The organism is Tepidibacter aestuarii (assembly GCF_934924865.1).
Classification (GTDB): Bacteria; Bacillota; Clostridia; order Peptostreptococcales; family Peptostreptococcaceae; genus Tepidibacter_A; species Tepidibacter_A aestuarii.
Genome location: NZ_OW235315.1, coordinates 2,496,986 through 2,523,708, shown reverse-complemented (window position 1 = coordinate 2,523,708; position 26,723 = coordinate 2,496,986). Strand labels below are relative to the sequence as shown.

Here is a 26,723-nt window from a genome sequence, read left to right as displayed (position 1 = left end):
AATAACTATGCTTACAACTATTTTAAGCAACAGAGTCGTTAGACTTGTTGGCGTCATGAACGCATGTGAATTTTGAGAACGGAGCCCGTAGGAATCGTTTGCGACATGAATCAGTGCCTAGCAACTAGATGAATTTTTTAGTTTTTGTAATGTTTATAATGTTATGGAATCTAAAAAAACATTTATGCTGGATTTGATATGATATATAATAAAAGGGACTATTATATATAAATTAAAAATCTCAAAATTAAGTAGAGGGATAAAAATGATCAATGGTGTTCCGAAAAATGTTCTTCATCATATAAATAATTTTATAGAAACAAGGTTTGGCTTACATTTCACAGAAAAAAGATTTAAAGATCTTTCAAGAAGCATATCTAATGCAGCAAAACAAAAAAATATTGATTTTAAAGAATACATAAATTTAATACTTTTAAACAAATTGTCTGAAGAAGATCTCAAAAATTTGGTGACCTGCCTTACTATTGGGGAAACTTATTTTTTTAGAGATAAAAAATTATTTGAGGTAATGAGACAAAAAATATTGCCAGATATAATTAATGATAGAAAATGTTCTAGTAAAAGATTAAGAATTTGGAGTACAGGCTGTTCTTCTGGTGAAGAAGCCTATTCTATAGCAATTTTAGTTAAAGAACTTATTCCAGATTATAAAACTTGGGATATTGAAATTATTGCCACTGATATAAATCATTCATCTCTTAGTAAGGCTAAAGAAGGAATATACAGTGAATGGTCTTTTAGAGGTGTAGACTCAAGTGTCAAAAATAAGTATTTTATTAGAATGGATGATATGAGTTATAAGATTAAAGATGACATACGAGAACTTGTAGAATTTCATAGTTTGAATTTGGCTGATTCAACTTATATACTAGATAAGAAGATTATAGAAGATATAGATATTGTATTTTGTAGAAATGTTCTTATATATTTTAGCAAGTATCAGGCTAATAAAATAATTAACCGCTTTTACAATAATATTGCAGATGGAGGTTGGCTTATTGTAGCACCCACTGAAAGTTTATTTGTTAATGACACTTCTTTTACACCTGTAAATATTAATGATATATTTTTATATAATAAAAGCATTGAAAAAAATAATTCAGTAAAGTCGTTTGACAATAATGTTTTTAATAATATTATTATAGATGAAAATTTGATAATGCAAAATGAAATAATGAAAAATGAGATAATTACATATAACAAAAATTTAGAAATAAATAATCATATTACAATAAAAAGTAAGAATGAATTACCAAAGAAAGAGAAACTAGATTTACAGGAGATGGATGCACAGGAATTTGAAATAATAGCTCTTTCTTTTGCTAATGATGGAAAACTTGAAGAAGCTATCGAATGGTGCAAAAAGGCTATTTCTATTGATAAAATAAATCCTTTTTATTATTATCTTCTTGCCAGTATTCAGCAAGAGCAAGGAGATATTAGTGAAGCTGTTATATCACTAAAAAAAGCTATTTATCTTGATCACAATTTTATTATGGCTTATTTTGACTTAGGGAATTTAAATTTGAAACAAGATAAATATATTCAAGCATCTAAAAATTTTAAAAATACACTTACATTACTTGATAATTTTAATGAAGAGGATGTAGTTCCTTATTCAGAAGAAATGACAGTTGGAGTATTAAAGCACATGATTAAAAATATAAACCATAAGGGAGATTTATATGGAAAAAAGTAATGAGGAAGGAAGATTTGGAAGTACTGAAATTTTAGAATTTGTGATAAATGATGATGATTCCAATCAAAGATATGCAGTTGAAATTGGATATGTAAATGAGGTGTATTCTATAAAAAATGTTACTATGCTTCCTTGTACACCTTCGTTTATAGTAGGGATAATGAATTTTAGAGGAAAAATAATATCAGTAATAGATATAAGGAATTTTTTTGGTTTTACTATGAAAAAAATAGATGCAGATAAAGTAAAAAAAGTAATTGTTGTAAAATGTGATGAAATAGAAGTTGGAATAGCTGTAGATGGCATTTTAGGATGTAAGGATATTTATTTATCAGAAATACAAAAAAATGTTTTAACTATAACTAATTTTAATACTGACTATTTTAAAGGAATAACAAGAGAAAGAAGTATTGTTTTAAACATAAAAAATATAATGATAGATGAAAAAATTATTGTTAATGAAGATGTAATTTAATCATTTGAAGGGAGAAAACATAAATATGACAAAGAAAAATTTGATTAAAAGTTTAAAAGCAAGGTTGATTATATGTTTTTTAATAGTAGCTATTATACCTGCTATTACTATAGGAGAATTAAATTATTACAAATCAGAAAAAACCTTACAAAAATTGGCTACGGACCAACTTATTTTTACAAGGGATACAAAGAAACAAGAAATAGAAGATCATTTTAAAGTGAATCAAGAGAGAATTACTTATATGGCGCAGGAACCATCTGTTGTAGAAGCCATGGAAGAATTTACGAAGGCTGGATTAAACAGCGGTTCTTATAATAATGTACATGAAAAATATAATCCTACATTTATAAATTTTATTGATAAATTAGGGCATGGAGATGTGTTGCTTGTAGATTCAAGTGGAAATGTTTTATATTCAGCATTTAAAGAAGCTGATTTTGGGACGAATCTTTTGACTGGACCTTATAAAGATACAAATATTGCAAAGGCATATGAAGTTGCAAGAAATAGTAGTGATAAAGATTTTACAACAATAACAGATTATGAATTCTATAGTCCTTCTAATGAAAAGCCAATTTTAGGGATAGCTTCTCCAATTCTTAAAGGAGATCAAAAAATTGGTGTCCTTATTTTTAAAATGGGAACAGAAGAAATAGACGAAATTGTATCGAATAATAATAACTGGGAATCTTTAAAACTTGGTGAGAGTGGAGAAGTTGTTTTAATTGGACAGGATTATAAATTACGAAGTAATACTAGGTTTGTAGAATATGAGAAAGATGAAAAAATAAAGGCAAAAAAATCAGCTATACTTTTAAAGGAAATAAGAACAAAAGGAACAGATGCTGTTGTAACAACTGGAGAGACAGCTGTTGATACATATATTGATTATCATGGTATTGAATCGATTGTTGCATATACTCCATTAACTATTGATGGCTTAGAGTGGGCTGTACTTGTTAAAATAGACGAAGCTGAAGCATTTCAATCAGTACATAAATTAAAAAATTTAACGACAGTTATTTTAATAGTTGCAGCAATATTAATAATAATATTTTCAATTATTATATCGTCTAATATTGCAACTCCTTTGATGAAAATCGCAAATGTGGCTTCAAGAATAGCTACGGGAGATTTAACTGTTGAATTAGATGAAGAAAAAAGATCAGATGAAATAGGAATTTTGACACAAGCGATTAGGAATATGCTGAAAAATCTTAAAGAACAAACAAAGGAAACTATTAATGGAGTAGATGTACTCGCAGCTTCTGTTAATGAAATTACAGTTTCTCTTACCCAAGTTACAACAGGAGCAGCTCAAACTTCTTCAGCAGTTAGTGAAACGACAGCGACAGTTGAAGAGGTAAAACAGACGGTATATGTATCAAGTGAAAAAACAAAAAATGTTTCAAATAATGCAAAAAAATCACTTGAAATATCTAAGTTAGGAAATAAGGCAACAGAAGATACATTACAAGGAATGAATGTTATCAATAGTCAAATGCAAGAAATAGCAGAAAGTATACTAGGTTTAAGTGAGCAGAGTCAGAACATTAGTGAGCTTATAGAGAGTGTTGACACTATTTCAGAGCAGTCTAATATACTTGCTGTAAATGCTTCAATAGAAGCAGCTAAAGCGGGAGAACATGGAAAAGGATTCTCAATAGTGGCACAAGAAATTAGAAATTTAGCAGAGCAATCAAAGCAAGGTACTAAGCAGATAAGAAATATATTAAGAGATATACAAAAAGCTGCGAATACAGCTGTAATGACAACAGAAAAAGGAATAAAGCTTGTTGATGCAGGCATGAAACAAGCAGGTGAAGCAGGTCATTCTATAAACCAACTTGTGGAAAATATAAATCTATCTGCACAGGCAGCTGTACAGATAGAAGCATCTAGCCAGCAACAATTGATTGGAATGGATCAGGTAGCAATAGCAATGGAAGGCATAAACGAGGCTAGTATTCAAAATGTTGATAGCATGAAACAGCTAGAAGAGGCAACAAGCAGACTTCAAGAAATGGGATATAGACTTAAGCAGTTAACTGAAAAATACAAGATTTAAGGAAAGAGATGATAGGAATGCATATAAATGATGCTGAATTTTTTAAAAAGTTACGTTCTACCTTTACAATAGAAGCTCATGAGCATTTAAGAATTATTTCCTTGTCATTGCTTGAATTAGAAAAAATATCTGCTAAAGAAGAAAAAAAAACAATTGTTGAGACGATACATAGAGAATTTCACAGCTTAAAAGGTGCATCAAGAGCAGTGAGTATGAAAGAAATTGAAACTCTTTGTCATACTCTAGAAAATATATTCTCTAAAATAAAAAAAGAAACATTGGAATTAAATGAGCAAATGTTTGATATTTTTAATGAAGCTATGGATACTATAGAAGATATTCTTTCTTTAAATGAAGGTGAAATTAAAGATATTTCAGTGATTATGGGTGAACTAAAAAAAATAGAATCCGGTAGTTTAGGGAAAAGTCATTTAATAAAACCTAAGAATGTTCACAGTGATAAAGATATAAAAACTGATATAAATATAAAATCTAAGTATGTACAAGAAGGAAAAGTTAATATTATAAAAGCTTCTGAAGATGTAAAAATTAAAGAAGATATAAAAATACAAAATAATAATATTATTAAAGTTCCTGAAGATAGGAAAAGTGAAATTGTTAGAGTTTCTAAATCTAAATTAGATTCTTTGTTGCTTCAAGGAGAAGAAATGATTTATGCAAAACTTTCTTCTATTCAAAGGGCTAAGGAGATTAAAGAAATCAAGGAATTACTTGGTTTATGGAAAAAAGAAAATAATTATACATTTATTGAGATGCTAGAAACTAATATAGATAATTTGCTAAAATCTGCTGAAAATGAGGCAAAAACAATAGAGACGATGACAGACACTTTTATAGAAGATATAAAAAGCATAATGCTGCTTCCTTTTTCTTCTATAATAGAAATATTTCCTAAGATGGTCAGGGATTTATCTAGACATATAGGTAAAGAAATTCAATTTATAAGTAAGGGGACAGAAGTAGAAATTGATAGAAGAATTTTAGAAGAAATGAAAGATCCTCTTATGCATATTATCAGAAATTGTATTGACCATGGCATTGAAAAATCTTCTAAAGGGAGAATAAATTTGAATATTGTACAGGTAAGCAGTGATACAGTGAAAATTGAAATTTCTGATGATGGAGTAGGAATAGATATCGAGAAACTAAAGAAAAAAGCTATTAGAAATAATGTTTTAACACAAGATCAAGTTAATGTTATTGATGATGAAAGTGCAAAAATGCTTATTTTTAGATCCGGAATTTCTACTAGTGATATAATTACTGATATATCCGGTAGAGGATTAGGACTTGCTATTGTGCATGAAAAAGTACAAAAGCTTGAAGGTAAGATAACTGTAAAAAGTGAAAAAGAAAAGGGGACTACATTTACAATTATGCTTCCTATAACAATTTCAACTAATAGAGGAATAATTGTAAGGGTAGAAAAACAAGATTTTGTAATACCAACTGGAAAAGTTGAAAAGGTTATGAGAATTAAAAAAGATGAAGTTAAAATAATGGAAAACAGAGCGACTATATTATTAGATGGATATATAATTCCTATTGTAAGGCTAAAAGATATTTTAGAACTAAAAGATGAAAGAAAAGAAGAAGTTTCTAATGAAGTAATTTCAGTTTTAGTAGTAAGTGATATGGAAAACAAGATTGCTTTAAGTGTAGATGATATAATAATAGAACAAGAAGTACTTGTAAAAAGGTTTAATAAACAATTAAAAAAAGTTAGAAATATTACAGGAGCAACTATTCTAGGCTCAGGAGAAGTTGTACCTATATTAGATGTATCCGATTTAATAAAATCATCACTTAAATATGGCAGTAAATCTCTAAATATTATTGATCATAGTGAAAAAGACATTGTTCAAAACAAAATGATCATTGTAGTAGAAGATTCAATTACATCAAGAACTCTTTTGAAGAATATTTTAGAAAGCCATGGATATAGTGTGAAAACTGCAGTGAATGGACTTCAAGGTTGGAATTTGATGAAATCTGAAAAGTTTGATCTTGTAATAACAGATGTTGAAATGCCTGAAATGGATGGATTCGAATTAACAGCAAAAATTAGAAATGATAGTGAAATTTCTGAAATACCTGTTATTCTTGTGACTTCACTTGAATCAAGAGAAGATAAGGAACGAGGTATAGATGTTGGAGCTAGCGCGTATATTGTAAAAAGTGATTTCCGACAAAACAATTTACTAGAAACTATAAAAAGGTTAATATAAAAAAGTCTTTATTCTGAAGATATTAAATGTAGACTTTTTTGAAATTAATAATTGAAATTATATTAATATATAGTATTTAAAGATTATAATTTCCTATTCATTATAAAAAAATCTATTCAGGAGTGTAAAAGATGATTAAAGTACTTGTAGTTGAAGATTCTCCTACTACTCAAGAATTAATAACGTATATACTAAATTCTGACGATAATATTGAAGTAATTGGAGTAGTTAATAATGGAGAAAAAGCAATTAAATTTATAAATAAAAATAAGCCTGATATAATAACTATGGATATAAGTATGCCAGTAATGGATGGATTTGAAGCAACAAGAAAGATAATGGAAACAAATCCTATACCGATAATAGTAATAAGTGGGCTGCTTGATTCGAATGACGTAGATAGAACTTTTAAGGCTATTGAAGCTGGAGCTGTTTCAGTTATAGAAAAACCAGAAGGAATAGATAACGATAATTTTTATAAAATATCGCAAAACATTACTGATACGGTTAAGTTAATGTCAGAGGTAAAAGTTGTAAAGCGTAAAGCAGATTATAAAAACACTAAACTAAATTTATCAGATAGAACTAAGGCAAATAACGCTTTTTTAGGTTTAAAAATAGCAACTATAGGGGTATCTACAGGAGGGCCTCCTGTTCTTCAGACTTTATTCTCTAAGCTTCCCTCCAATATTAAAATTCCTATACTTGTTGTACAGCATATAGCGCCTGGATTTTTAGAAGGACTTATTGATTGGCTTTCTAAATTTACAGAGTATCCTATACATATAGCTTCACAGGGAGAAAAGGCATTGCCTGGACATATTTATTTTGCACCTGATGGATTTCATATGGGGGTTAGAAATGATGGAAAAATACTTTTAAATAAAGGTGAAAAAGAAAATGGATTAATGCCATCAGTTTCATACTTATTTAGATCTGTTGCAAATTATTATGGTAAAAATTCCATGGCAATTCTTCTTACAGGAATGGGAAAAGATGGAGTTAAAGAATTAAAAGAATTAAAAGATAAAGGAGCAATTACTGTAGCACAGGATAAGGAAACTTCTGTAATTCATGGTATGCCAGGAGAAGCTATAAAGCTTAATGCAGCTAAATATATCCTTCCACCTGAAAAAATTGCAGAGTTATTCGGAAAAATATAGATTTTAATCATAGTAGTAGCTATTATATATAGGGAGGGGAAAAATATAAATGAATAAAGAAATACAAATTTTAGTTGTTGAAGATAGTCTAACTCAAGCTGAACAACTAAAATTTATTCTTGAGAAAAGAAATTATAAAGTAATAATTGCAAATGATGGAGTGCAAGCTTTAGAATACATTAATAAATTTATACCTGATTTAGTAGTAACAGATATACTTATGCCTAACATGGATGGTTATAAGCTATGTCAAAAAATTAAAGAGGATTATAAGTTAAGCCACATTCCAGTTATTTTGCTTACATCACTTTCAGATCCTATAGACGTTATAAAAGGGCTGAAGGTTAAGGCGGATAACTTTATCACAAAACCATATAATGAAAAATTTCTTCTTTCTCGAATCCAGCATATGCTTATTAATGTTGAGTTGAGAAAAAATAAAATTGGAGAAATGGGTATAGAAGTATTTTTCGCGGGAGAAAAGCATTTTATTAATTCAGAAAGAATACAAATAATAGATCTTCTGCTTTCTACATTTGAAAATGCTGTGCAAAAAAGTAAAGAACTTGAGAATGCAAATGATGAATTAAAAAAAGCATTTGAAACTATTAGAAAGCTTGAAAAAAATTACAGAGGAATTCTAGAAAGCAATACAGATGCTCTGGTAGTAATTAACCACTATAAAAAAATACTATATCTTAATCCCGCAGCAAACAAGTTATTTGGAGAAAACTATGAAGAATTAATATTTGATATTTTAGATTTTGATGAAATCAAAAATGGAATTAAAGAAACTACAATAAATGATAGACATGGCAATCAAATTATTGGAGAAGTGTGTATTTCAGAAACAGGTTGGGAAGGTAAGGATGCATATCTTTTATCTATTAGAGATACTACTGAAAAGGTACGTCTTCGTGAAAAGCTAAAAATTCAATCTCTTACAGATGAACTTACATCATTATATAATAGAAGAGGTTTTTTTAGTATAGTTGAACATAAAATTAAATTTGCAAAACGGAATAGAAAAGGAATGGTATTATTTTTTATTGATATTGATGGTATGAAGGTTATCAACGATAATCTATCTCATATTCAAGGAGACTGTGCATTAGTTGGGGCTTCAAATATTTTAAAAAATACTTTTAATGAAAATGACGTACTTGCAAGAATAGGTGGAGATGAGTTTGCAGCTCTATGTATGGATGTAGATGAACAGTATGGAAAAGAACTAATAAACAAACTTTTAGATAAACAAATGGAATTTAACAATAAAAATGATCATCCATTTAATATATCTATGAGTATAGGATATGCATATTTTGACCCTGAAAATCCAATAGATATCAAGGAATTAATAGCTAGAGCGGATAAATTGATGTATGAATATAAGAAAGGTAAGCGCAGTATTTAGGGATTAGAAAAAGTATAAAATAAAAAACCGTACTGGATAATCTGGTACGGTTTTTATATACTAATGGATTATAAAATTTTCGTTTTGTAAATAATATTGATGGAAGAACTACACTTGCAACTATCTTTAAGCAACAGAGTCGTTAGACTTGTTGGCGGCATGAGTCAGTGTGTAGCAACTAGATGAATTTTTTATTAATGGAGGAGTTTATGAAAAAATATTTTTCAATAGGAGAAACAGCAAAGATTAATAATATATCTATTCAAGCTTTAAGGCTCTATGATAAAATGGGGCTTTTAAAACCGGCTTATGTTGATCAACAGACTAATTATAGATATTATACAATAGATCAGTTTATCTATTTAGATTTAATAAAGTATTCAAAATATATAGGATATCCTTTAAAAGAGCTTAATGATTTATTACATAACAAGGATATTGTCAAGCTACTATCAATTATAAAAAAACAACAGAAGATAGTAGAAAAAGAGATAATTAGATTAAATAAAATAAGTAAGGATATAGGGCGTATAGAAAATAAAATAAAATATGCAATAGAACTTAAAGAAACTAATGAAATATATTTTAGAAAAATTAAAAAGAGATTTATTATGGATACTTTATTGAATAAAAAAGATAAAGAAATTGATATTGAAATAAAAATAAGAAAATTAGATAAAATTTTAGAAGAAAATGATATGGGCTTTGAAGGAGAAACAGGATATTTTATTTATTTAGATTCATTTTTAAATGAAAGTGAGATATGTTATAAAAGTCTTTACTCAACAATTTATGCTGATGACATTGAAAATAACACGTTAGGTATTAAAGACATACCAGGTGGGAAATTTATATGCATAGCATATTTAAATAACGAAAGAGAAGTGGCATCAGATAAATTAAGAAAATATATTGAAGAAAATAATATTAATACTATAGGTATTGGAGTAGAAGTTCAATTGTTTAACACATTAGAACAATGAGAAAATGATGACTTATTATATGAACTGCAAATTTTAATTTAAACTCTTGACTCTATATATGGTATAGACTTTATAATCTCTTTATAGGAGGGATGAAATATGAAGTCATTATGGAAAGAGTTTAGAAAATATGCAGTTCCATCTGTAATAGGTATGATGGTTTCAGCACTTTATATAGTTGTTGATGGAGTATTTGTTGGTAGAGGAGTAGGCGCAAGAGCTTTAGGATCAATAAATGTAGCTTTACCTGTTACAACGCTGATGATAGCTATAAGTATGATGATAACTATGGGCGGGGCAGCAATAATGTCTATAAAGTTTGGAGAGAATAAGCATGAGGAAGGTAATAATATATTTTTACAAAGTATATTCTTAATAATAGCTATAACAGGTGTAGTTTCAATAGTGAGTGTACTTTTCCCAGCGCAAATATCTAGAATGTTAGGTGCAAGTGATGAGTTGATAAAAGGGACGGCTGAATATCTTCGTTATTATATGATGTTTGGTATTGGATTTTCAGGAAGCTTAGCCTTAAGTGCTTTTGTTAGAAATGATGGGAATCCAAAGTTAGCTATGATTTCTCTTATCTTGGGAGCAATAACTAATATAGTTTTAGATTACGTTTTTATATTTATTTTAAATTTAGGAATAGTTGGTGCAGCAATAGCGTCAGGATTAGGTCAATTATCTAGTGTATTCCTTCTTTTAACTCATTTTATTAGAAAAAAAGGAACATTAAAGTTATATATACCTAGACTAAATAAGGCTAATCTTATAAGAATTTTAAAAACAGGAACACCAGAGTTTTTAGTTCAAGTATCTCCAGCAATCAGTGTATTTGCTTTTAATCAGGTTATAATCAGAAGAATTGGAGAAATTGGTATTGCAGGATTTAGTATAATTGGTTATATAAGTACTGTACTTCTAGCGTTGTTTATTGGTATTTCTCAAGGAATTCAACCATTGTTAAGTTATAACTATGGAAAGAAAGATTATAAAAAGGTAAATAAAGTATTCAAAATGGGAGTAAAAACTAACTTTGTAGCTTCGTTAGTAATATATTTATTATTGTTGGTATTTGGAGATAAGATAATTAGTATTTTTAATTCAGATAAAACACTTATAAAATTAACTTATGATGCTATGATAATTTATGGTTTCTCATTTGTTATAGCTTCAATAAACATAGTTAATATAACTTATTACCAAGCAACAGAAAACTCAAAGATAGCAAATATTATATCTGCAAACAGAGGGATGGTATTTACAACAGTTTCTCTAATAATGCTACCTTTAATGATAGGAGACATAGGAATTTGGAGTTCGATTATTCTAGGTGAGGTTGCTACTTTGTTTTTAATAATGTACTTAGTATATGTAAAGAAAGCAGATTTGAAACTTAATAATAAAGAAATTAAAATATAGAATAACCTCCTTAATTACCTTAGGGCAATCAAGGAGGTTATCTGCATCTAATGTTCAAATAACTCAAAAGGATCATGTTTGCTAATATATTGAGGTATAGATATAATAGTAATATAAGTATTTAGGGACTGGATTGAAGGGAGAAGTATAATGCAATTAAAACCAATAATATTCAATATATTTATGAAACCATTTGAACAAAAAGCTTTGCACGAGCGCAGAAGTAATCTAATATCTAAAGTAAATGGAAATGTACTAGAATTAGGAGCTGGTACGGGCATTAACTTCAATTATTATAGAAATGAAAAAATATCAAAATTAACAATAATGGATTTGGAATTTAACAATATTATTAAAAATCATTCGTTTAACAAATCTATGAATATTAATTATGTAGAAGGAAATGCAGAAAATATTCCTTTTCCTGATAATACATTTGATTCAGTTGTTTCCACTTTGATATATTGTTCAATAGATAATCCTGAGTTAGCATTGAGTGAAGTATTCAGGGTATTAAAGCCTGGAGGAAGAATGTATTTTATTGAGCATGTTTTGCCAAAAAAAGGACATTATAGAAAACTTCTAAACAGATTAAATGGAGTGTGGAAAATGATAGGTAAATGCAATGTAAATAGAGAAACTTTAAAACTCATACAAAAGACTAATTTTAAAGTTGTCGATTTTGAAAGATTTGGCAAAGCATGTTTTATATTTATTAAAGGAATAGGTATTAAAGAGTAAATAAAAAATTAAATGATAGAAAAAATATGTAGAAATTTCAAAAAGATTAAGGAAATACTTAATAGTATAGCGGATATTTGCTATACTATTTTTATAATCAATACTTTCGAAAAAATAGTACATAAAAGATCTTTTTAGGGGGGATGAGGATAATTAGAATGTTCAAAACAAACATTAAAAATTTATTAAACAATTTAGGATTTAAAGTGGGAACTTATATGTTATTGGTTTCAATTTTTCCATTAATCACCTACTTAATATTGAATAATATAGTTGTTTCTAAAAATTTTTCGAGAATAGAGCAGTCAAATATAATAGAAAAAGCGGAGAAAGCAAATAAAATTTTTCAATCAGAGGCATTGGATTTGGGAAAAATAGCAAGGGATAATGGGGTATGGGATGATTTTTATCAGAAAATAGAAGAAAAAGATATCGGATGGTTTAAAGAGAATTATTCTGAGTGGATTCCAGATAATTTTGGTATAGATTTGATACTTATAGCTAATAGAAATAGAGAAATTATTGACCAATATGGGTTAAAATATATTGATGATACGGAATTATTTGATGATAATATGATTGGTGCAGTATTAAGTGGAGAGTATGACGAAAAGAAGAACTATCCAAGTGGCATGAAGGTGTATAACGGAAGTCTGTACATTATAGGAGTTTCGCCTATTCTTTTATCAGATTATGAAGGTCCCTCGAGAGGTGTGGTTATTTTTGGTAAGAAAATTACTCCTGAATTCCTTCAAAACATAAAAGGTAAGTTCGGATACGATATCTTTTTTTTATATGGAAATGAGTTTGTTTCAAATACAAAAATAAGTAAAGAATTTGAAAAGTATTTTGATATAACCACTAAATCAAATAATAAAAAAACATTTGAGTTAGGAAAATCAAATATTATTGGAAGTATCTCTATTAAAGATATTTCTGACGAAAAAATAGGAAAACTCTATATTGTTGAATCTAGGGATATATTTCTCTCTACGCTTAGTTTAATACATAAGAATGCTTTTAGAATTTTTATTTTAGCTTGTATTCTAAGTCTACTATTAGGTATTAAATTAAAAAATATAATTGTTAGACCAATGAAGGAGCTTGAAAACGAAATTGCTAAAATGAGAGAGAAAAACTCACCGATACATGTGGAAACGAAGGGATCAAATGAATTTATTGATTTTTCCAATAGTCTTGTAAAATCTTTAAATCAAATGAATGATAGTATTTGTTGTTATAAAAAGGAAAATAAAAGCCTAAGGTTGATTTCTAATACAGATGGTTTAACTTCATTATATAATCATAGATATTTCTATGAATGTTTTAATGATAAAATAAAGTCAGGTCGTAGAGCGATAACAGTGTTATTTTGTGATATTGACAAATTTAAATTGATAAATGATATTCATGGACATAATACAGGAGATATTATTTTGAAAGAAGTAGGAAACATTATAAGGGAGTTAGTGCAAGAAAAGGGTTTGATTTTTCGATATGGTGGAGAAGAGTTTGTTGTTATGATGGATAATTATACTATGGAAAAATCGTTTGATTTATCAGAAAATATTAGAACTAATATTATAAAATCTAAAAAAATCCAACAGTATTCTGGTGACCTACCGGTTACCATTAGTATTGGTATGGCATCATACCCTGATGACTCGATAGATGCAAAGGATTTAATAGAAAAAGCTGATAAGGCTATGTATTTTGCAAAACAAAATGGTCGCAACCAGTGCTGCATATATAATGAAAAGATAGATGAAATAATAACACAGGATTCTGCTGAATTTGCAAAACAAGAAACATTGATAGACTCTGCATTTGCTATAAGTGCAGCTATTGATGCCAAGGATGTGTATACTGGGAAACACTCTGAACTTGTTACAAGATACTCACTTCTACTTGCTGAAAAGCTACAGTTATCAGTAAGAGACAAATATATATTAAGGATAGGTTCATTATTACATGACTGCGGTAAAATAGGAATTCCTGATGATATTATTCACAAACCAACTAGGCTAACATATGAAGAATTTAATATAATAAAAAATCATACTATATTAGGATATAATATTGCAAAACATATTGTAAAGAATCCAATAATTATTTCTTGTGTTAGAAACCATCATGAAAGATGGGATGGAAACGGATATCCAGACGGACTTGCAGGGCAGGATATTCCTGTACATGCTAGAATAGTATGTGTTGCAGATGCATATCATGCAATGGTATCTGATCGACCATATAGAAAAGCCTTGTCTCAAAATGAAGCTTTTAAGGAATTAAGAAAAAACAAAGGAACTCAATTTGATCCTGATTTAGTAGAGACATTTATTGAAACAGTTCAGGAAGATTGTGAGGAGGGATAATAGATGCTCTTATTAAGGGCATCTTTTATGTTTTTTCATTTCAGCAGCAATAAGTACAATAACAGGTAGAATAACCTCAAATATAAAAGTATAATAAAGCCATCCTGAATTATTCCAATCAACAAATTCCATTCTGCTGTCAAATTCAATAAATGATAAATTAAGAAGAAGTAAGCAAATTGGTATTACTATAAAGCGATAATCACTAAAATTAAATATTTTACTGATTCCAATACATGAAGCAAGCAAAAGTATGCTTATTTTAATAAAACCTCCTATTACAAATACAAGTGATGATATTATTTCAAGTCTTTGAATAAAATCACCTATATCTATTCTTGTAGCTGTATCATATGAAGAGTAATATTTTTGTAAAGCTTCTGTTGGAATTACAACTAAAACAGTGGATAAAGAAAGAAGTAAAGCACATATTCCTCCTATTAATAAACCTAATATGTAGACATTATAATACGATTTTTTTGTTTTAAAACGTGAAAAAATCATTGAAAACATTACGACTTCTCCAAAAGGAAATGTAAATGATGAATAAGCTCCTTTAAGTACAGGATTTATTCCTTTATCTAATACAGGAAGAATATTATTTATATCCATTTTAGGAACTAATAATAATACTGTAATAAATACAAATATTACAAAGGGTACAATAAAAAAACTTGACCATCTACCTATTACTTCAATTCCTTCTTTAACAGCCCAAAAACATAAAATTAAAAAAACAATCCTAGGCATAATCATAGGGGTTTTAGGAAGAGCAGTATCTCTAATGAATTGACTGTTATTTATTAAAACTTGAGATCCTTCTTCAAAAGAAAACCAAGTAAATAATAGTATAAATATCTTACCTATAAATTTTCCAAAGCAAATTTCACAAATGTCAAATAAATTTTTATCAGAAAAAATAAGGTGGAGTCTAATGAATATAAGAGAAACAATAATACCCATAATTATAGATAATGTAATAGCTAACCACACATCTTTCTCAGCGTCAAGTCCAAGAGATAGTATAGAAGATGTTCCCGCTATAAAAATAGCAACGATAGATATCCCTTGTTTATCAGAAATAATTTCTCTATTCACTATAAGAGCCTCCAAATTATATATTCTAAATAATATTTTTAACAAAAATGTATTTTTTCATACATACGTGTGTTACCATTGAAAAGCAAATGATTAACATGTTAAAATATAAAAGTATGTACTATTATTTAGAGAGGTATTATTTATGTATAAAAAAATTTTTGACCAAGAAACACAAAAAGAAATGGATAGCTTTTTTTTAAATGATTTGTCGCGTTATGGTAAAATTGAAACCTTAAGAAAAGGTCAGGTTATAAATCAAAAAAGTCCAGATAACATTTATATTATTCTTGAAGGTGAGTTTAATCAAATTATGTATTCTAAGAATGGTGATGAGATAATTTTTTTTAGAATGACTGCTGGAGATATATTTGGAGAAACAGATTTTTTTGATAATAGTAGAACCTTTGTTATGCATAAGGTATTAAAAAACGCTAAAGTATCAATTATTAGTAGAGAAATTTTAGAAGCTAAGCTAATAGAATTTCCTAATATGTATAATTATTTTTTGAAGAGTGTAATAAGAAAACAAAGAATGATTATGATGGAGCTTAGTAATTTTAAATTCAATGACTCTACTGGAAAACTAGCGGACTTTTTAGTAAGGCTTTATTACACAGAAGATATAAATATAAATTTCAAAAACTATATAAGCATAGTATTAACTCATGAAGAAATAGCTAATAGAATAGGGCTTAATAGAACTACTGTTACGAATGGACTTAAAATTTTTAAAGATAGGAATCTTATAGAAGTAAAAGACAGGAAATTAATAATAAAAGATATAGAAGGTCTGAAAAATTTAACAAATATACCAATAGAAGAATAACCATGGCGTAGCCATGGTTGTTTTTATTTTGACAAATTGTGACCTAGACAACAGAAAAAAATAAAATTTTTATATAAAATTTCTATTAAACATAAAAAAAAGTAAGAAGGGGATTTCGTATGAAAATTATAAAAGAGAAAATAGAATTAAATTTTAATGATTTTGTTGCTGATCTTCAAAGCCTAATCAAAATACCAAGTGTATATGAAGAAGATAATAGTAATTATCCCTTTGGAAAAAACATAGACGATGCTTTAAAAGAAATGCTATCAATCGCTGAGAAACTAGGATTTAAAACATATTATGATCCTAATGGATATTATGGGTATGCTGAATATGGTAGTGGTGAAGAAATGGTTGGAGTATTGGGACACCTAGATGTTGTTCCAGCAGGAGATTTAAAAAAATGGAATACTAATCCTTTTGATCCTGTAATCGTAGATGGAAAGTTATTTGGTAGAGGAACTCAAGATGATAAAGGACCAACTCTTGCTGCAATGTATGCTTTTAAGGCATTACTAGATTCTGATGCTACAATTAATAAGAAGATAAGATTTATATATGGTACAGATGAAGAAAACCTTTGGAAGGGAATAACTGAATACAACAAAAAAGAGATAATACCTGATTATGGATTTACTCCAGATGCTAATTTTCCATTAATATATGCAGAAAAAGGTCTTTTACAAGTTGATTTAGTTGCTAAAAATGAAACAGACATAAGATTAAATGGTGGAGATGCCTATAATTCTGTTCCTTCAAACATGTCTTATGAATCTAAAAATCCACAGAAGCTAGAAGAAGCTCTTAAAGATTTAGGATTTGAATACAAAAGAGAAGATAATAATATAACAATTATTGGGAAAAGCGTGCATGCTAAAGATTCAGAAAAAGGTGTAAATTCTATAACTAGATTATTAATAGCTATGAATAAAATTGGACTTAAATCAAAAGCTATAAACTTTGTGGTAGATAATATCATGGAAGATGCACTTGCAACTAAGATATTTGGTGAATGTACAGATGAAGCTTCAGGTAATTTGAAGTTTAATATTGGAAAGATAAGCATTGATGAAGACAAAGAAATTTTAAATATAGATATTAGAATTCCTGTAACTGTTGAAAAGGACTTTGTTATGAGTAGATTGAATGAAGTAGCACAAAAATATGGTTTTGATATTGAGGAAAATGATTACTTAAGATCTATATATACTCCTCTTGATTCAGAATTAGTAAAAACTTTGATGGACTCTTATGTAGAAGTTACTGGCGACACAAAAAGCCAGCCTATTTCATCTGGTGGAGCAACTTATGCAAGAGCTATGGATAATTGTGTAGCTTTTGGACCAGCCTTTCCATATTCAAAAGAGACAGAACATCAACCAAATGAGTACATTGAGCTAGATGAAATAAAAACAGCAATACAGGTTTATTCGTCAGCTTTAGTTAAATTATTAAAATAATAAAGGAGGATATTTAAAATGACAAAAGCTAAGAAAAAAATGAGTTTCCCAACTGCTTATACTGTATTATTCATTGTATTAATTTTAGCAGCAGTATTAACTCATACAGTTCCAGCTGGTTCTTATGGTAAACTGTTGTATGATGATTCTACACAAATGTTTGTTGTTACTTCACCAGATGGTTCTACTAAAGAATATGAGGGAACACAGGCAACTCTTGATGAATTAGGAATAAAAATAGACGTTGCTAAATTTACAGATGGAAGTATTTATAAAGCTGTAGCAATTCCTAATACATATGAACAACTTGAAAGCAGACCTCAAGGAGTTAAAGAGGTTATTCAAGCTCCTATTCAAGGGGTTTATGAAACAATAGATATTATTATGTTTGTATTTATAATTGGAGGTATAATAGGAGTATTAAATAATAGTGGAGCATTTGATGCAGGTTTTGCAAGTCTTTCACGTGCAACAAAAGGAAGAGAGTACTTACTAATAGTTATAGTTACTTTCTTAATTGCTCTAGGTGGTACAAGCTTTGGACTAGCAGAAGAGACGATAGCGCTTTATCCAATACTAGTTCCGGTGTTTATGGTAGCAGGTTATGATGCAATTGTTTGTATAGCTGCTTTATATATGGGTTCATCTATTGGTACAATGTTCTCAACTGTGAATCCTTTTTCTTCAGTTATAGCATCTAATGCAGCAGGAATATCATTTACAAATGGTCTTGCATTTAGAGCTACAGGTCTTGTAATAGCTACTATAATAACTATTGTATATATTATCAAGTATGCTGAAAAGATTAAGAAAGATCCATCAAAGTCTCTTATATTTACTCAAAAAGAAGACTTAGAGAAGAAATTCTTAAATCAAGATAAAGAAGTTCCTGAGTTTACTGGTAGACGTAAGCTTATGCTAGCTTTATTCACAGCCGCTTTTGGTGTTATGATTTGGGGTGTTTCATCTCAAGGATGGTGGTTCTTAGAAATGACATCACTATTCTTAGTAGTAGGTATTCTTATTTGTGCTATTTCAGGAATGGGTGAGAAGGAAGCCGTTCATAATTTTGTTGCAGGAGCTGCTGATCTAGTAGGTGTTGGACTTACAATCGGGGTTGCAAGAGCGGTTAACTTAATACTAGATAATGGACTTATTTCTGATTCAATACTTAATAGTGCTACTCATGTAGTTCAAGGAATGAATGGAGGAGTATTCGCTATATTAATGCTGTTTATATTCAGTGTATTAGGATTCTTCATTCCATCATCATCAGGTCTTGCAGTTTTATCTATGCCTATAATGGCACCTCTTGCAGATACTGTTGGACTTCCAAGAGATGTTATTGTTAGTGCTTATCAATATGGACAAGGGTTAATGGCTTTTATAACTCCTACAGGACTTATATTAGTAACTCTTTCTATGGTAGATGTAACGTATGATAAGTGGCTGAAATTTATAATGCCTCTAATGGGTATAATAGCAGCATTCTCAGGAATCATGTTATTAGTACAAGCTTTAATCTAAAATAAAATCAAAAGGGTTATAATGATTTTTTAATCATTATAACCCTTTTTTATCTGAACACTTTAGGAATGAGTGAATAAGATGAAGTGAGAAGGGGGAACAAGGTATGATAAAGTCAAAAAAAGAAATAGTTGTAATGTTATTAGCAGGAGGCCGTGGATTACGGTTAAGAGAATTGACTAATAATATGGCAAAGCCTGCAGTTCGCTTTGGAGGAAAATATAGACTTATTGATTTTACCTTGAGTAATTGCTGTAATTCAGGAATTAATACTGTTGGCGTACTGACACAATATAACCCTTTAGAATTAAATTACTATATAGGAATTGGAACTGATTGGTATATTAATAGGCCAAATGGTACTGTAACCATTTTACCACCGTATATAGGATTAGAAGGAGGTAGATGGTATAAGGGAACTGCAAATGCCATATATGAAAATATTGATTTTGTAGATATATATGAACCTAAATATGTTTTGATATTATCAGGCGATCATATTTATAAAATGAATTATTATTCATTGCTTGAATATCATAAAAAGAAAGAATCATTAGTTACCATTGCTGCTACTAGAGTTCCATGGGAGCAAACCAGCAGATTTGGAATAATGAATATAGATAATGATAATAGAATTTATGAATTTGAAGAAAAGGCAAAAAATGCTACAAATAATTTGGCTTCAATGGGAGTGTATATTTTTAATTGGAATGTACTAAAAAAATATTTAATTGAAGATGAAAAAAACTCTAACTCTAGTAATGATTTTGGAAAAGATATTATTCCAAAAATGTTAGAGGATAGATTAGATATGTTTGCTTATGAATTTAAGGGATACTGGAGGGATGTAGGAACTGTGGAAAGTTTATGGAGAGCAAATATGGATTTACTAAAAGAAAATAGTGAGTTAAATTTATATGATAATAATTGGAATATATACTCAAAACATTATAATTATCCACCTCACTATGTAGGTAAAACTGGCAAAGTTAAATCCTCCATTTTAGGTGAAGGATGTATTATTCATGGAGAAGTACAAAACTCAGTTTTATCTCCAGGAGTGTATATAGGGAAAAACTCTAAAGTTATAGACTCAGTAGTTATGCCTAATGTTATTATTAAAAATAATGTAGTTTTGGAAAGGGTTATTGTAATGGAGCACGTTGTTGTAAAATCAGAGACTATAATAAAAAATAGAAATGATAAAATTTTTATTGTAAATGATACCTAGAGGAAAGTTATATGAAAAGATGCAAAGAACTCAATTGTATAAAATAGCGTATATATTTTTAGTTAGTATATTATGGCATAGAACGAATATGCGGATTATAAGGGGGGAAAATGAGTACAAAAATTGGTAGAAAAATTAATGAAGGCGTTTCTGCTGAGATATTTGAGTGGGAAAATAATGAGAAAATAATTAAGTTAGCAAAGAATAAAAAAAGACATCAAGCAATGCTAACAGAGTATTTAAATAGTCAAGTTGCTTGGGATAGTGGAGTATCTGTACCACAGCCTTTCAAATTGGTAGATGTTGATGGTCGTCCAGGAATTGTATTTGAACGTATATATGGGGAAACATTGATGGAACGCTTTGTAAATCAGAAAGGATTGAATTACGAAGATATTGCGCGAACAACAGCTAAAATTCTAAGTGAGACACATGAAAAGACAATTCAGAATATTCCGTCGCAAAGAGAACCTATTATATGTTCTATAAATCAGGCGGATTATCTAACGACTTCAGAGAAAAAATTAGTTATTGACATTTTAAATAGCATACCCATAAAACAACAATTATGCCATGGAGACCCTAATATGAATAATATATTAATTAAAGACAATAGACCGTTATTGATTGATTGGAGGCATGCTTCAATAGGCAATCCGGAAGTTGATTTAGCAGAATATATTCTTATGATTAGATATGCAATATTACCAATGGTTAGACATGCAATATCACCAAGAAATATTACTAGTAAAACTGCAGAGTATATTAATTTAATTAAAGAAGAAATGATTAAAGTGTTTATAGATGAATATACGAAGCTGTCAGATATTACTTATGAGGATATAGATTCTTGGATTATACCTATGGCAGCTCGTAGATTATCTGTCGGTATAATACCTAAATTTGAAAAGGAACAACTTGTTGCTGAAATTAGAAGAAGACTCAAGACATATAAATAGTTAATAACAATCTTTTTTAAATGTGTACTAAATTATAATAATTAAATTAAAGACTACATTAATCATATGAAGTCTTTGTATAAATCTAGTGAATTCAATAGGTAGAGAGTATTCTATGCTAGATATAAAGGAGCTGATAAAATGTTAAAAGTATTATATGTGTCATCTGAAGCTTTTCCTTTTATAAAGGTAGGAGGACTTGCAGATGTAGCATTTTCTCTACCAAAGGCACTAAGAAGGCTTGGAATTGATATAAGAGTTATAATTCCAAAATATAAGGAGATTTCGAATGAATTTAAAAGTAATATGAAATGCATTACTGAATTTACTGTCCCAGTAGGATTGGAAAAACAAGATTGTAGAATTGAATATTTAGAATATGAGGGTATTCCATTTTACTTTATTGATCAACAATATTATTTTGAAAGGGACGGCATATATGGATTTGATGATGATGATAAAAGATTTTCTTATCTTTGCAAAGCTGTACTAGGAGCAATAGAAAATATAGATTTTAAACCAAATATTATCCATTGTAATGATTGGCATAGCGGCATGATCTGTCCTCTATTAAAAGAATATAAAAAGAATAATCCTATATTTTCAAATATTAAAACTGTGTTTACCATACACAATTTAAAGTACCAAGGAATTTATGATAAAAACATACTAGAATCATTATTAAACTTGGGAATGAAGTATTATGATGATGATGCCCTTAGACTTTACAAAGGAGTAAGTTTTATGAAGGCAGGAATCAATTACGCTGACTTAGTTACAACTGTCAGCAAGACCTATGCCAAAGAAATACAAACATCATCGTATGGTGAAGGTTTAGATGGTCCTATAAGAAAGAGAAAGAATGATTTATATGGAATTATAAATGGAATAGATTGTAACATTTATGACCCTAGTAAGGATGATGATATTTTTGTTAAATATAATGTAACTTGTTTACAGAATAAGGTAGAAAACAAAGTTAATCTACAAAAATTATTAAATTTGCCAATAAATAAAGAAGTCCCGTTAATTGCTATGGTTTCTAGATTAACGTATACAAAAGGAATAGAATTGTTGATTCCTATACTTGATAATCTATTATCTAAAGATATACAGATGGTAATTCTAGGAATGGGCGATCCTGAAATTGAATCTAAAATAAAGGATTTTGCTGATAAATATCCTAAAAAGTTATCGGCTAATATTTTATTTAATGAGGCTTTAGCTCATAAAATATATGCTTCTTCTGATATATTCTTGATGCCTTCTTTAAGAGAACCTTGTGGATTAGCTCAGCTAATTGCTCTTAAATATGGAAGTATTCCTATTGTAAGAAAAACTGGAGGATTACAGGATACGATCAATGAATACGATGTATTTACTGAAGAGGGGAACGGCTTTACTTTTATAGACTGTGAGGGTGATGATATGATTAATACAATTAACATGGTATTAAAGTATTATAAAGATAAATGTACATGGGAAAAAATTATTGAAAATGCTATGAGAGCAGATTATAGTTGGAAAAATTCTACTAATGAATATAAAAAGTTATATGAGAGCTTAATTAAGAGTTAAGGGATTTTTTCTAAACCCTTAACTCTAATTTTTCAACCGTATAGACTACGTAAGATGCAGAATTTCAACTCATGAAATATTTAAATAATGTTTTTATAGAAAAATTTAATGGAATATGATTCTACAATAGGAAAATTCTATTCGACAAGTTAAGGCGGATATTGTATTATTTCAGTGTACAGAATTTTTAGAAATTATACAAATTATAACAGAGGAGGATTTATTAGATGAGAAGATTATTTGCCATGGCCTTAATTTTAGTTATGACAGTATCTGTCCTAGCTGGATGTGGATCAACTTCTACTGAAAAAACAGAAGAAGCGACAAAAGAGTTAACTGTATGGCTACCTCCTATCGGGGAAAACGATAAACCTGTTTGGGAGCCTATACTTAAAGAATTTGAAGAAGAAAATAATGTGAAAATTAATTTGGAAATAATACCTTGGGAAGGATATCCTGAAAAATATGCAACTGCAATTGCTGCAGGAGAAGGACCTGATGTTGGATACATGTACGCAGAAATGTTCCCACAATTCATTAAAATGGGAGCAGTTGAAGATTTAACTAACTACCTAACAGAAAAAGATATGGAAAACTATATATACATAGATGACTGTAAAATGTTAGGCGGAATATATGGACTTGCTATAGAAGCTGCAAACCCAGCAGTTCTTTATTATAACAAAGACATATTAGCAGAACTTGGAGAAGAACCTCCAAAAACTTGGGAAGACTTCAGAAGAATAGCTAAAAAAGCAACAAAAGATACTGATGGAGATGGAAAAATAGATCAGTGGGGATTCTCTCAAGGATGGGGAGCAAACTTCTTTGGAGATCTTAACTGGAACTGGTATGGATTTTTATGGCAAGCAGGTGGAGAACTTTATAACGACGATTTAAAAACTGTAAGATTTAATGATGAAGAGGGATTAGAAGCAGCTCAATTCTTATATGACCTTAAGTTTAAAGATAAAGTAATTCCAGATAATGCAATGGCACAAACTAACAAAGAAATGTTACAAACTACGTTTGGACCTGGAAAATCTGCATTCTCAATTTGGCTTTCATCAGCAGCATCTGAAATACTAGATAAATCATTCCCAGATCTTAATTATGGATTTATAACTTCATTAGAAAATAAGGATATGGGAACATTCGCATCAGTTGATCAATTAACGTTAATGTCAGCAGCTGATGATAAAGAATTATCATTTAAATTAATGCAGCATATGTTAAGTGCTGAATCTATGACAAAATTCCATAAATATCATCCGAGAGCTCCAATATCTAAGGATGAACCATATCAAGGAGATGCAAGACTTAAAGAGATGATAGAAAATGATCAAGGAATATATAGACCATTAGTTGTAGCTCCTCATGGTGTTGAGGTTTATGATTACCTATGGAAGCAGCTGCAAAGAATGATGGTTGGAGAAGTAGAACCAAAAGAAGCTTTAGATGAGGCAGCTAAATATGCAAATGATTTATTAGCAGAAGATCAGTAATTTGGATAAATAATAATATTAAGCAGCAAAAATATTAAATATTTTTGCTGCTTATCTTCATATAGTGAATTGTTAGTTCAAAATCTACAGGATATACTGTGAATTTTGAAGTGGTAATTCAAAATTTAGACTTAAAGAGGAGATTTTTATGGAAGATATAGTTTTAAATAAAAACGAAGACTTAAAAAGACCTACATTACTTGGTTTTAATAAAAGAAAAATATTAAAAAAAGCTACAGCTTATGGGTACATACTTCCAATAGGTATATTGTTGATTAGCTTTTATGTAATTCCTATAATAATGTCTGTTTATTTTAGTTTTACAAAATACAATATAATGGCTCCTGCAAAATTCGTTGGTATTAAGAATTATTTAAATCTTACTCAAGATAAGATGTTTATAGCATCACTTAAAAATACAATTGTATACACAGCGGGTGTTGTCCCACTTCAAACTTCAATAGCTTTATTAATGGCTGTATGGATAACTAAAAGGGAGAAAAGTAGACTAAATGAATTTGTTAAAGGAGCTATGTTTGTACCTGTAATATCTTCTATGATACTTATTGGAATTGTATGGAGAATATTTCTTAATGGAGACACATCGCCACTAAATATAATTTTTACTCATTTGGGATTTAATGCTCCTAATTGGATAGGAAATCCAAAACTTGCGTTACCTACACTTATGGGTATATCTATATGGAAAAATGTAGGATACTTTATGGTTATATATATATCAGCAATTATGGATATTCCTAAGAGTTATTATGAATCAGCTAGAGTTGACGGAGCGAGCAAATTGCATGAATTCTTTTATATAACTGTACCACTTTTAAAACCTACCACTATAATGGTTGTTTTTCTAGGTTGTATATGGTCGCTTCAGACATTTGATCTTGTATATACATTAACTGGTGGAGGGCCTGGTGTATCTACTATGACTATGGTTTTACATATATATAACTTAGTTTTTAAGCAATTTAGAGCTGGGTATGCAATGGCTGTTGCGAATGTATTATTTCTTTTAATAGCTATTATATCAATACTTCAAAGAAAATTACTTCAAAAGGATAAATCTATTTACTAAAAAGGAGGAACTATATGAAAAGCATAAAACAAATAATTGGGAACATAGTCTTACTTATGGTTGCAAGTTGTATGATAGTTCCTTTTGTATATATGGTAATAACATCTTTTAAGATTACATATACAGCTTATAACTTTGATTTTTCTTTATCTGATATAACTTTAAAAAACTATATAACTATAATTAGAGATACTAGTTTTGTGCATTATTTCTTGAATAGTTTATTTATAGCTATATCAGGTGTAGTGTTAAATGTATTATTTAGTAGTTTAGCTGGATTTGCTTTTGCAAAAAAAGAATTTCCAGGGAATGAAAAAATATTTTTCTTTATGATTATGACACTTATAATACCTTCTCAAGTAACTATGATTCCGCTTTATATAATAATGAGACAATTAGGGTGGATTAATAGTTATCTTGCACTTATACTTCCTATACCAACTGCTTTTGGTATATTTCTAATGAGACAAGCAATACTTAATATACCTAATGATCTAATAGATTCAGCTAGAATAGATGGTTGTTCTGACATTAGTATATTTTTTCAAATAGTAGTTCCTTTAATAAAGCCTGCAATAATAACACTTACTATATTTACATTTATAGGTGCATGGAATGAGTTTTTATGGCCGTTAATTATTACAACTAATGATTCTGTTAGAACATTGACAGTTGGACTTTCAAGCTTAAATGCTCAATATACTGTTAATTATGGCTTGGTAATGGCTGGATCTACATTAACTTTTTTACCATCTTTTATAATTTATTTGATTTTGCAAAAACGATTCGTAGAAGGGGTTACTCTTTCTGGGATAAAAGGATAAGGG

20 protein-coding genes are annotated in these 26,723 nt (G+C 29.0%); 19 read left to right on the top strand and 1 reads right to left on the bottom strand.

Going from position 1 to position 26,723, the window contains the following annotated elements; all coding sequences use genetic code 11:
• Positions 1-265 precede the first annotated feature (265 nt).
• The 10 genes from M2214_RS12470 to M2214_RS12425 all read left to right on the top strand — a co-directional run bounded on the left by M2214_RS12470 (position 266) and on the right by M2214_RS12425 (position 14,616).
• Positions 266-1,720 (top strand): CheR family methyltransferase, encoded by a 1,455-nt coding sequence (locus M2214_RS12470; RefSeq protein ID WP_248478882.1) that lies wholly within the window; start codon positions 266-268, stop codon positions 1,718-1,720.
• Positions 1,707-2,195, top strand: coding sequence for a chemotaxis protein CheW (locus tag M2214_RS12465; protein ID WP_248478880.1), 489 nt, complete (start codon positions 1,707-1,709; stop codon positions 2,193-2,195). The genes M2214_RS12470 and M2214_RS12465 overlap by 14 nt, the downstream gene beginning before the upstream one ends.
• A 25-nt stretch (positions 2,196-2,220) precedes the next feature.
• Complete coding sequence (locus M2214_RS12460) at positions 2,221-4,266, top strand: methyl-accepting chemotaxis protein (protein WP_248478878.1); 2,046 nt, start codon at positions 2,221-2,223, stop codon at positions 4,264-4,266.
• Between the two features lie 17 nt (positions 4,267-4,283).
• Positions 4,284-6,515 (top strand): hybrid sensor histidine kinase/response regulator, encoded by a 2,232-nt coding sequence (locus tag M2214_RS12455; RefSeq protein WP_248478870.1) that lies wholly within the window; start codon positions 4,284-4,286, stop codon positions 6,513-6,515.
• A gap of 131 nt (positions 6,516-6,646) precedes the next feature.
• Entirely contained in the window at positions 6,647-7,678 is a 1,032-nt protein-coding gene (gene cheB / locus M2214_RS12450) for a chemotaxis-specific protein-glutamate methyltransferase CheB (RefSeq protein ID WP_248478868.1), read from the top strand.
• 49 nt (positions 7,679-7,727) lie between these two features.
• Positions 7,728-9,092, top strand: a complete 1,365-nt coding sequence (locus tag M2214_RS12445) for a diguanylate cyclase domain-containing protein (RefSeq protein WP_248478866.1) — start codon at positions 7,728-7,730, stop codon at positions 9,090-9,092.
• Between the two features lie 209 nt (positions 9,093-9,301).
• The gene (locus M2214_RS12440) at positions 9,302-10,075 is read left to right on the top strand and encodes a MerR family transcriptional regulator (protein WP_248478859.1); all 774 of its coding nucleotides are present in this window, start codon (positions 9,302-9,304) and stop codon (positions 10,073-10,075) included.
• Positions 10,076-10,174: 99 nt separating this feature from the next.
• Positions 10,175-11,500 (top strand): MATE family efflux transporter, encoded by a 1,326-nt coding sequence (locus M2214_RS12435; RefSeq protein ID WP_248478857.1) that lies wholly within the window; start codon positions 10,175-10,177, stop codon positions 11,498-11,500.
• Positions 11,501-11,650: 150 nt separating this feature from the next.
• Positions 11,651-12,241, top strand: coding sequence for a class I SAM-dependent methyltransferase (locus M2214_RS12430; RefSeq protein WP_248478855.1), 591 nt, complete (start codon positions 11,651-11,653; stop codon positions 12,239-12,241).
• Positions 12,242-12,384: 143 nt separating this feature from the next.
• Positions 12,385-14,616, top strand: a complete 2,232-nt coding sequence (locus M2214_RS12425) for a diguanylate cyclase (RefSeq protein WP_248478846.1) — start codon at positions 12,385-12,387, stop codon at positions 14,614-14,616.
• 12 nt (positions 14,617-14,628) lie between these two features.
• Here M2214_RS12425 and M2214_RS12420 read toward each other — a convergent pair whose 3' ends face one another.
• Complete coding sequence (locus tag M2214_RS12420; RefSeq protein ID WP_248478844.1) at positions 14,629-15,714, bottom strand: GerAB/ArcD/ProY family transporter; 1,086 nt, start codon at positions 15,712-15,714, stop codon at positions 14,629-14,631.
• Positions 15,715-15,859: 145 nt separating this feature from the next.
• Here M2214_RS12420 and M2214_RS12415 point away from each other — a divergent pair, with 145 nt between their 5' ends.
• The 9 genes from M2214_RS12415 to M2214_RS12375 all read left to right on the top strand — a co-directional run bounded on the left by M2214_RS12415 (position 15,860) and on the right by M2214_RS12375 (position 26,720).
• Positions 15,860-16,543 (top strand): Crp/Fnr family transcriptional regulator, encoded by a 684-nt coding sequence (locus tag M2214_RS12415; RefSeq protein ID WP_248478829.1) that lies wholly within the window; start codon positions 15,860-15,862, stop codon positions 16,541-16,543.
• A 119-nt stretch (positions 16,544-16,662) separates the two neighbouring features.
• Positions 16,663-18,006, top strand: a complete 1,344-nt coding sequence (locus M2214_RS12410) for a M20 family metallopeptidase (RefSeq protein WP_248478827.1) — start codon at positions 16,663-16,665, stop codon at positions 18,004-18,006.
• An 18-nt stretch (positions 18,007-18,024) separates the two neighbouring features.
• Positions 18,025-19,533, top strand: a complete 1,509-nt coding sequence (locus M2214_RS12405; protein ID WP_248478823.1) for a YfcC family protein — start codon at positions 18,025-18,027, stop codon at positions 19,531-19,533.
• A 106-nt stretch (positions 19,534-19,639) separates the two neighbouring features.
• Complete coding sequence (locus M2214_RS12400) at positions 19,640-20,764, top strand: glucose-1-phosphate adenylyltransferase (protein ID WP_305879801.1); 1,125 nt, start codon at positions 19,640-19,642, stop codon at positions 20,762-20,764.
• 110 nt (positions 20,765-20,874) lie between these two features.
• Positions 20,875-21,723 carry an aminoglycoside phosphotransferase family protein gene (locus M2214_RS12395; RefSeq protein WP_248478814.1) on the top strand — a complete coding sequence of 283 codons (849 nt, stop codon included), beginning with the start codon at positions 20,875-20,877 and terminating at the stop codon, positions 21,721-21,723.
• Positions 21,724-21,864: 141 nt separating this feature from the next.
• Positions 21,865-23,301, top strand: a complete 1,437-nt coding sequence (gene glgA / locus M2214_RS12390; protein ID WP_248478805.1) for a glycogen synthase GlgA — start codon at positions 21,865-21,867, stop codon at positions 23,299-23,301.
• Between the two features lie 227 nt (positions 23,302-23,528).
• Positions 23,529-24,806, top strand: coding sequence for an ABC transporter substrate-binding protein (locus tag M2214_RS12385; RefSeq protein ID WP_248478803.1), 1,278 nt, complete (start codon positions 23,529-23,531; stop codon positions 24,804-24,806).
• A 148-nt stretch (positions 24,807-24,954) separates the two neighbouring features.
• Positions 24,955-25,896 carry a carbohydrate ABC transporter permease gene (locus tag M2214_RS12380; protein WP_248478801.1) on the top strand — a complete coding sequence of 314 codons (942 nt, stop codon included), beginning with the start codon at positions 24,955-24,957 and terminating at the stop codon, positions 25,894-25,896.
• Positions 25,897-25,910: 14 nt separating this feature from the next.
• Positions 25,911-26,720, top strand: coding sequence for a carbohydrate ABC transporter permease (locus tag M2214_RS12375; protein ID WP_248478799.1), 810 nt, complete (start codon positions 25,911-25,913; stop codon positions 26,718-26,720).
• Positions 26,721-26,723: the final 3 nt, after the last annotated feature.

Excerpts from the sequence above, each read along its gene's own strand:
- M2214_RS12470 (WP_248478882.1), top strand. The coding sequence starts at position 266 with ATGATCAATGGTGTTCCGAAAAATGTTCTTCATCATATAAATAATTTT.
- M2214_RS12465 (WP_248478880.1), top strand. The coding sequence starts at position 1,707 with ATGGAAAAAAGTAATGAGGAAGGAAGATTTGGAAGTACTGAAATTTTA.
- M2214_RS12460 (WP_248478878.1), top strand. The coding sequence starts at position 2,221 with ATGACAAAGAAAAATTTGATTAAAAGTTTAAAAGCAAGGTTGATTATA.
- M2214_RS12455 (WP_248478870.1), top strand. The coding sequence starts at position 4,284 with ATGCATATAAATGATGCTGAATTTTTTAAAAAGTTACGTTCTACCTTT.
- cheB (WP_248478868.1), top strand. The coding sequence starts at position 6,647 with ATGATTAAAGTACTTGTAGTTGAAGATTCTCCTACTACTCAAGAATTA.
- M2214_RS12445 (WP_248478866.1), top strand. The coding sequence starts at position 7,728 with ATGAATAAAGAAATACAAATTTTAGTTGTTGAAGATAGTCTAACTCAA.
- M2214_RS12440 (WP_248478859.1), top strand. The coding sequence starts at position 9,302 with ATGAAAAAATATTTTTCAATAGGAGAAACAGCAAAGATTAATAATATA.
- M2214_RS12435 (WP_248478857.1), top strand. The coding sequence starts at position 10,175 with ATGAAGTCATTATGGAAAGAGTTTAGAAAATATGCAGTTCCATCTGTA.
- M2214_RS12430 (WP_248478855.1), top strand. The coding sequence starts at position 11,651 with ATGCAATTAAAACCAATAATATTCAATATATTTATGAAACCATTTGAA.
- M2214_RS12425 (WP_248478846.1), top strand. The coding sequence starts at position 12,385 with ATGAGGATAATTAGAATGTTCAAAACAAACATTAAAAATTTATTAAAC.
- M2214_RS12415 (WP_248478829.1), top strand. The coding sequence starts at position 15,860 with ATGTATAAAAAAATTTTTGACCAAGAAACACAAAAAGAAATGGATAGC.
- M2214_RS12410 (WP_248478827.1), top strand. The coding sequence starts at position 16,663 with ATGAAAATTATAAAAGAGAAAATAGAATTAAATTTTAATGATTTTGTT.
- M2214_RS12405 (WP_248478823.1), top strand. The coding sequence starts at position 18,025 with ATGACAAAAGCTAAGAAAAAAATGAGTTTCCCAACTGCTTATACTGTA.
- M2214_RS12400 (WP_305879801.1), top strand. The coding sequence starts at position 19,640 with ATGATAAAGTCAAAAAAAGAAATAGTTGTAATGTTATTAGCAGGAGGC.
- M2214_RS12395 (WP_248478814.1), top strand. The coding sequence starts at position 20,875 with ATGAGTACAAAAATTGGTAGAAAAATTAATGAAGGCGTTTCTGCTGAG.
- glgA (WP_248478805.1), top strand. The coding sequence starts at position 21,865 with ATGTTAAAAGTATTATATGTGTCATCTGAAGCTTTTCCTTTTATAAAG.
- M2214_RS12385 (WP_248478803.1), top strand. The coding sequence starts at position 23,529 with ATGAGAAGATTATTTGCCATGGCCTTAATTTTAGTTATGACAGTATCT.
- M2214_RS12380 (WP_248478801.1), top strand. The coding sequence starts at position 24,955 with ATGGAAGATATAGTTTTAAATAAAAACGAAGACTTAAAAAGACCTACA.
- M2214_RS12375 (WP_248478799.1), top strand. The coding sequence starts at position 25,911 with ATGAAAAGCATAAAACAAATAATTGGGAACATAGTCTTACTTATGGTT.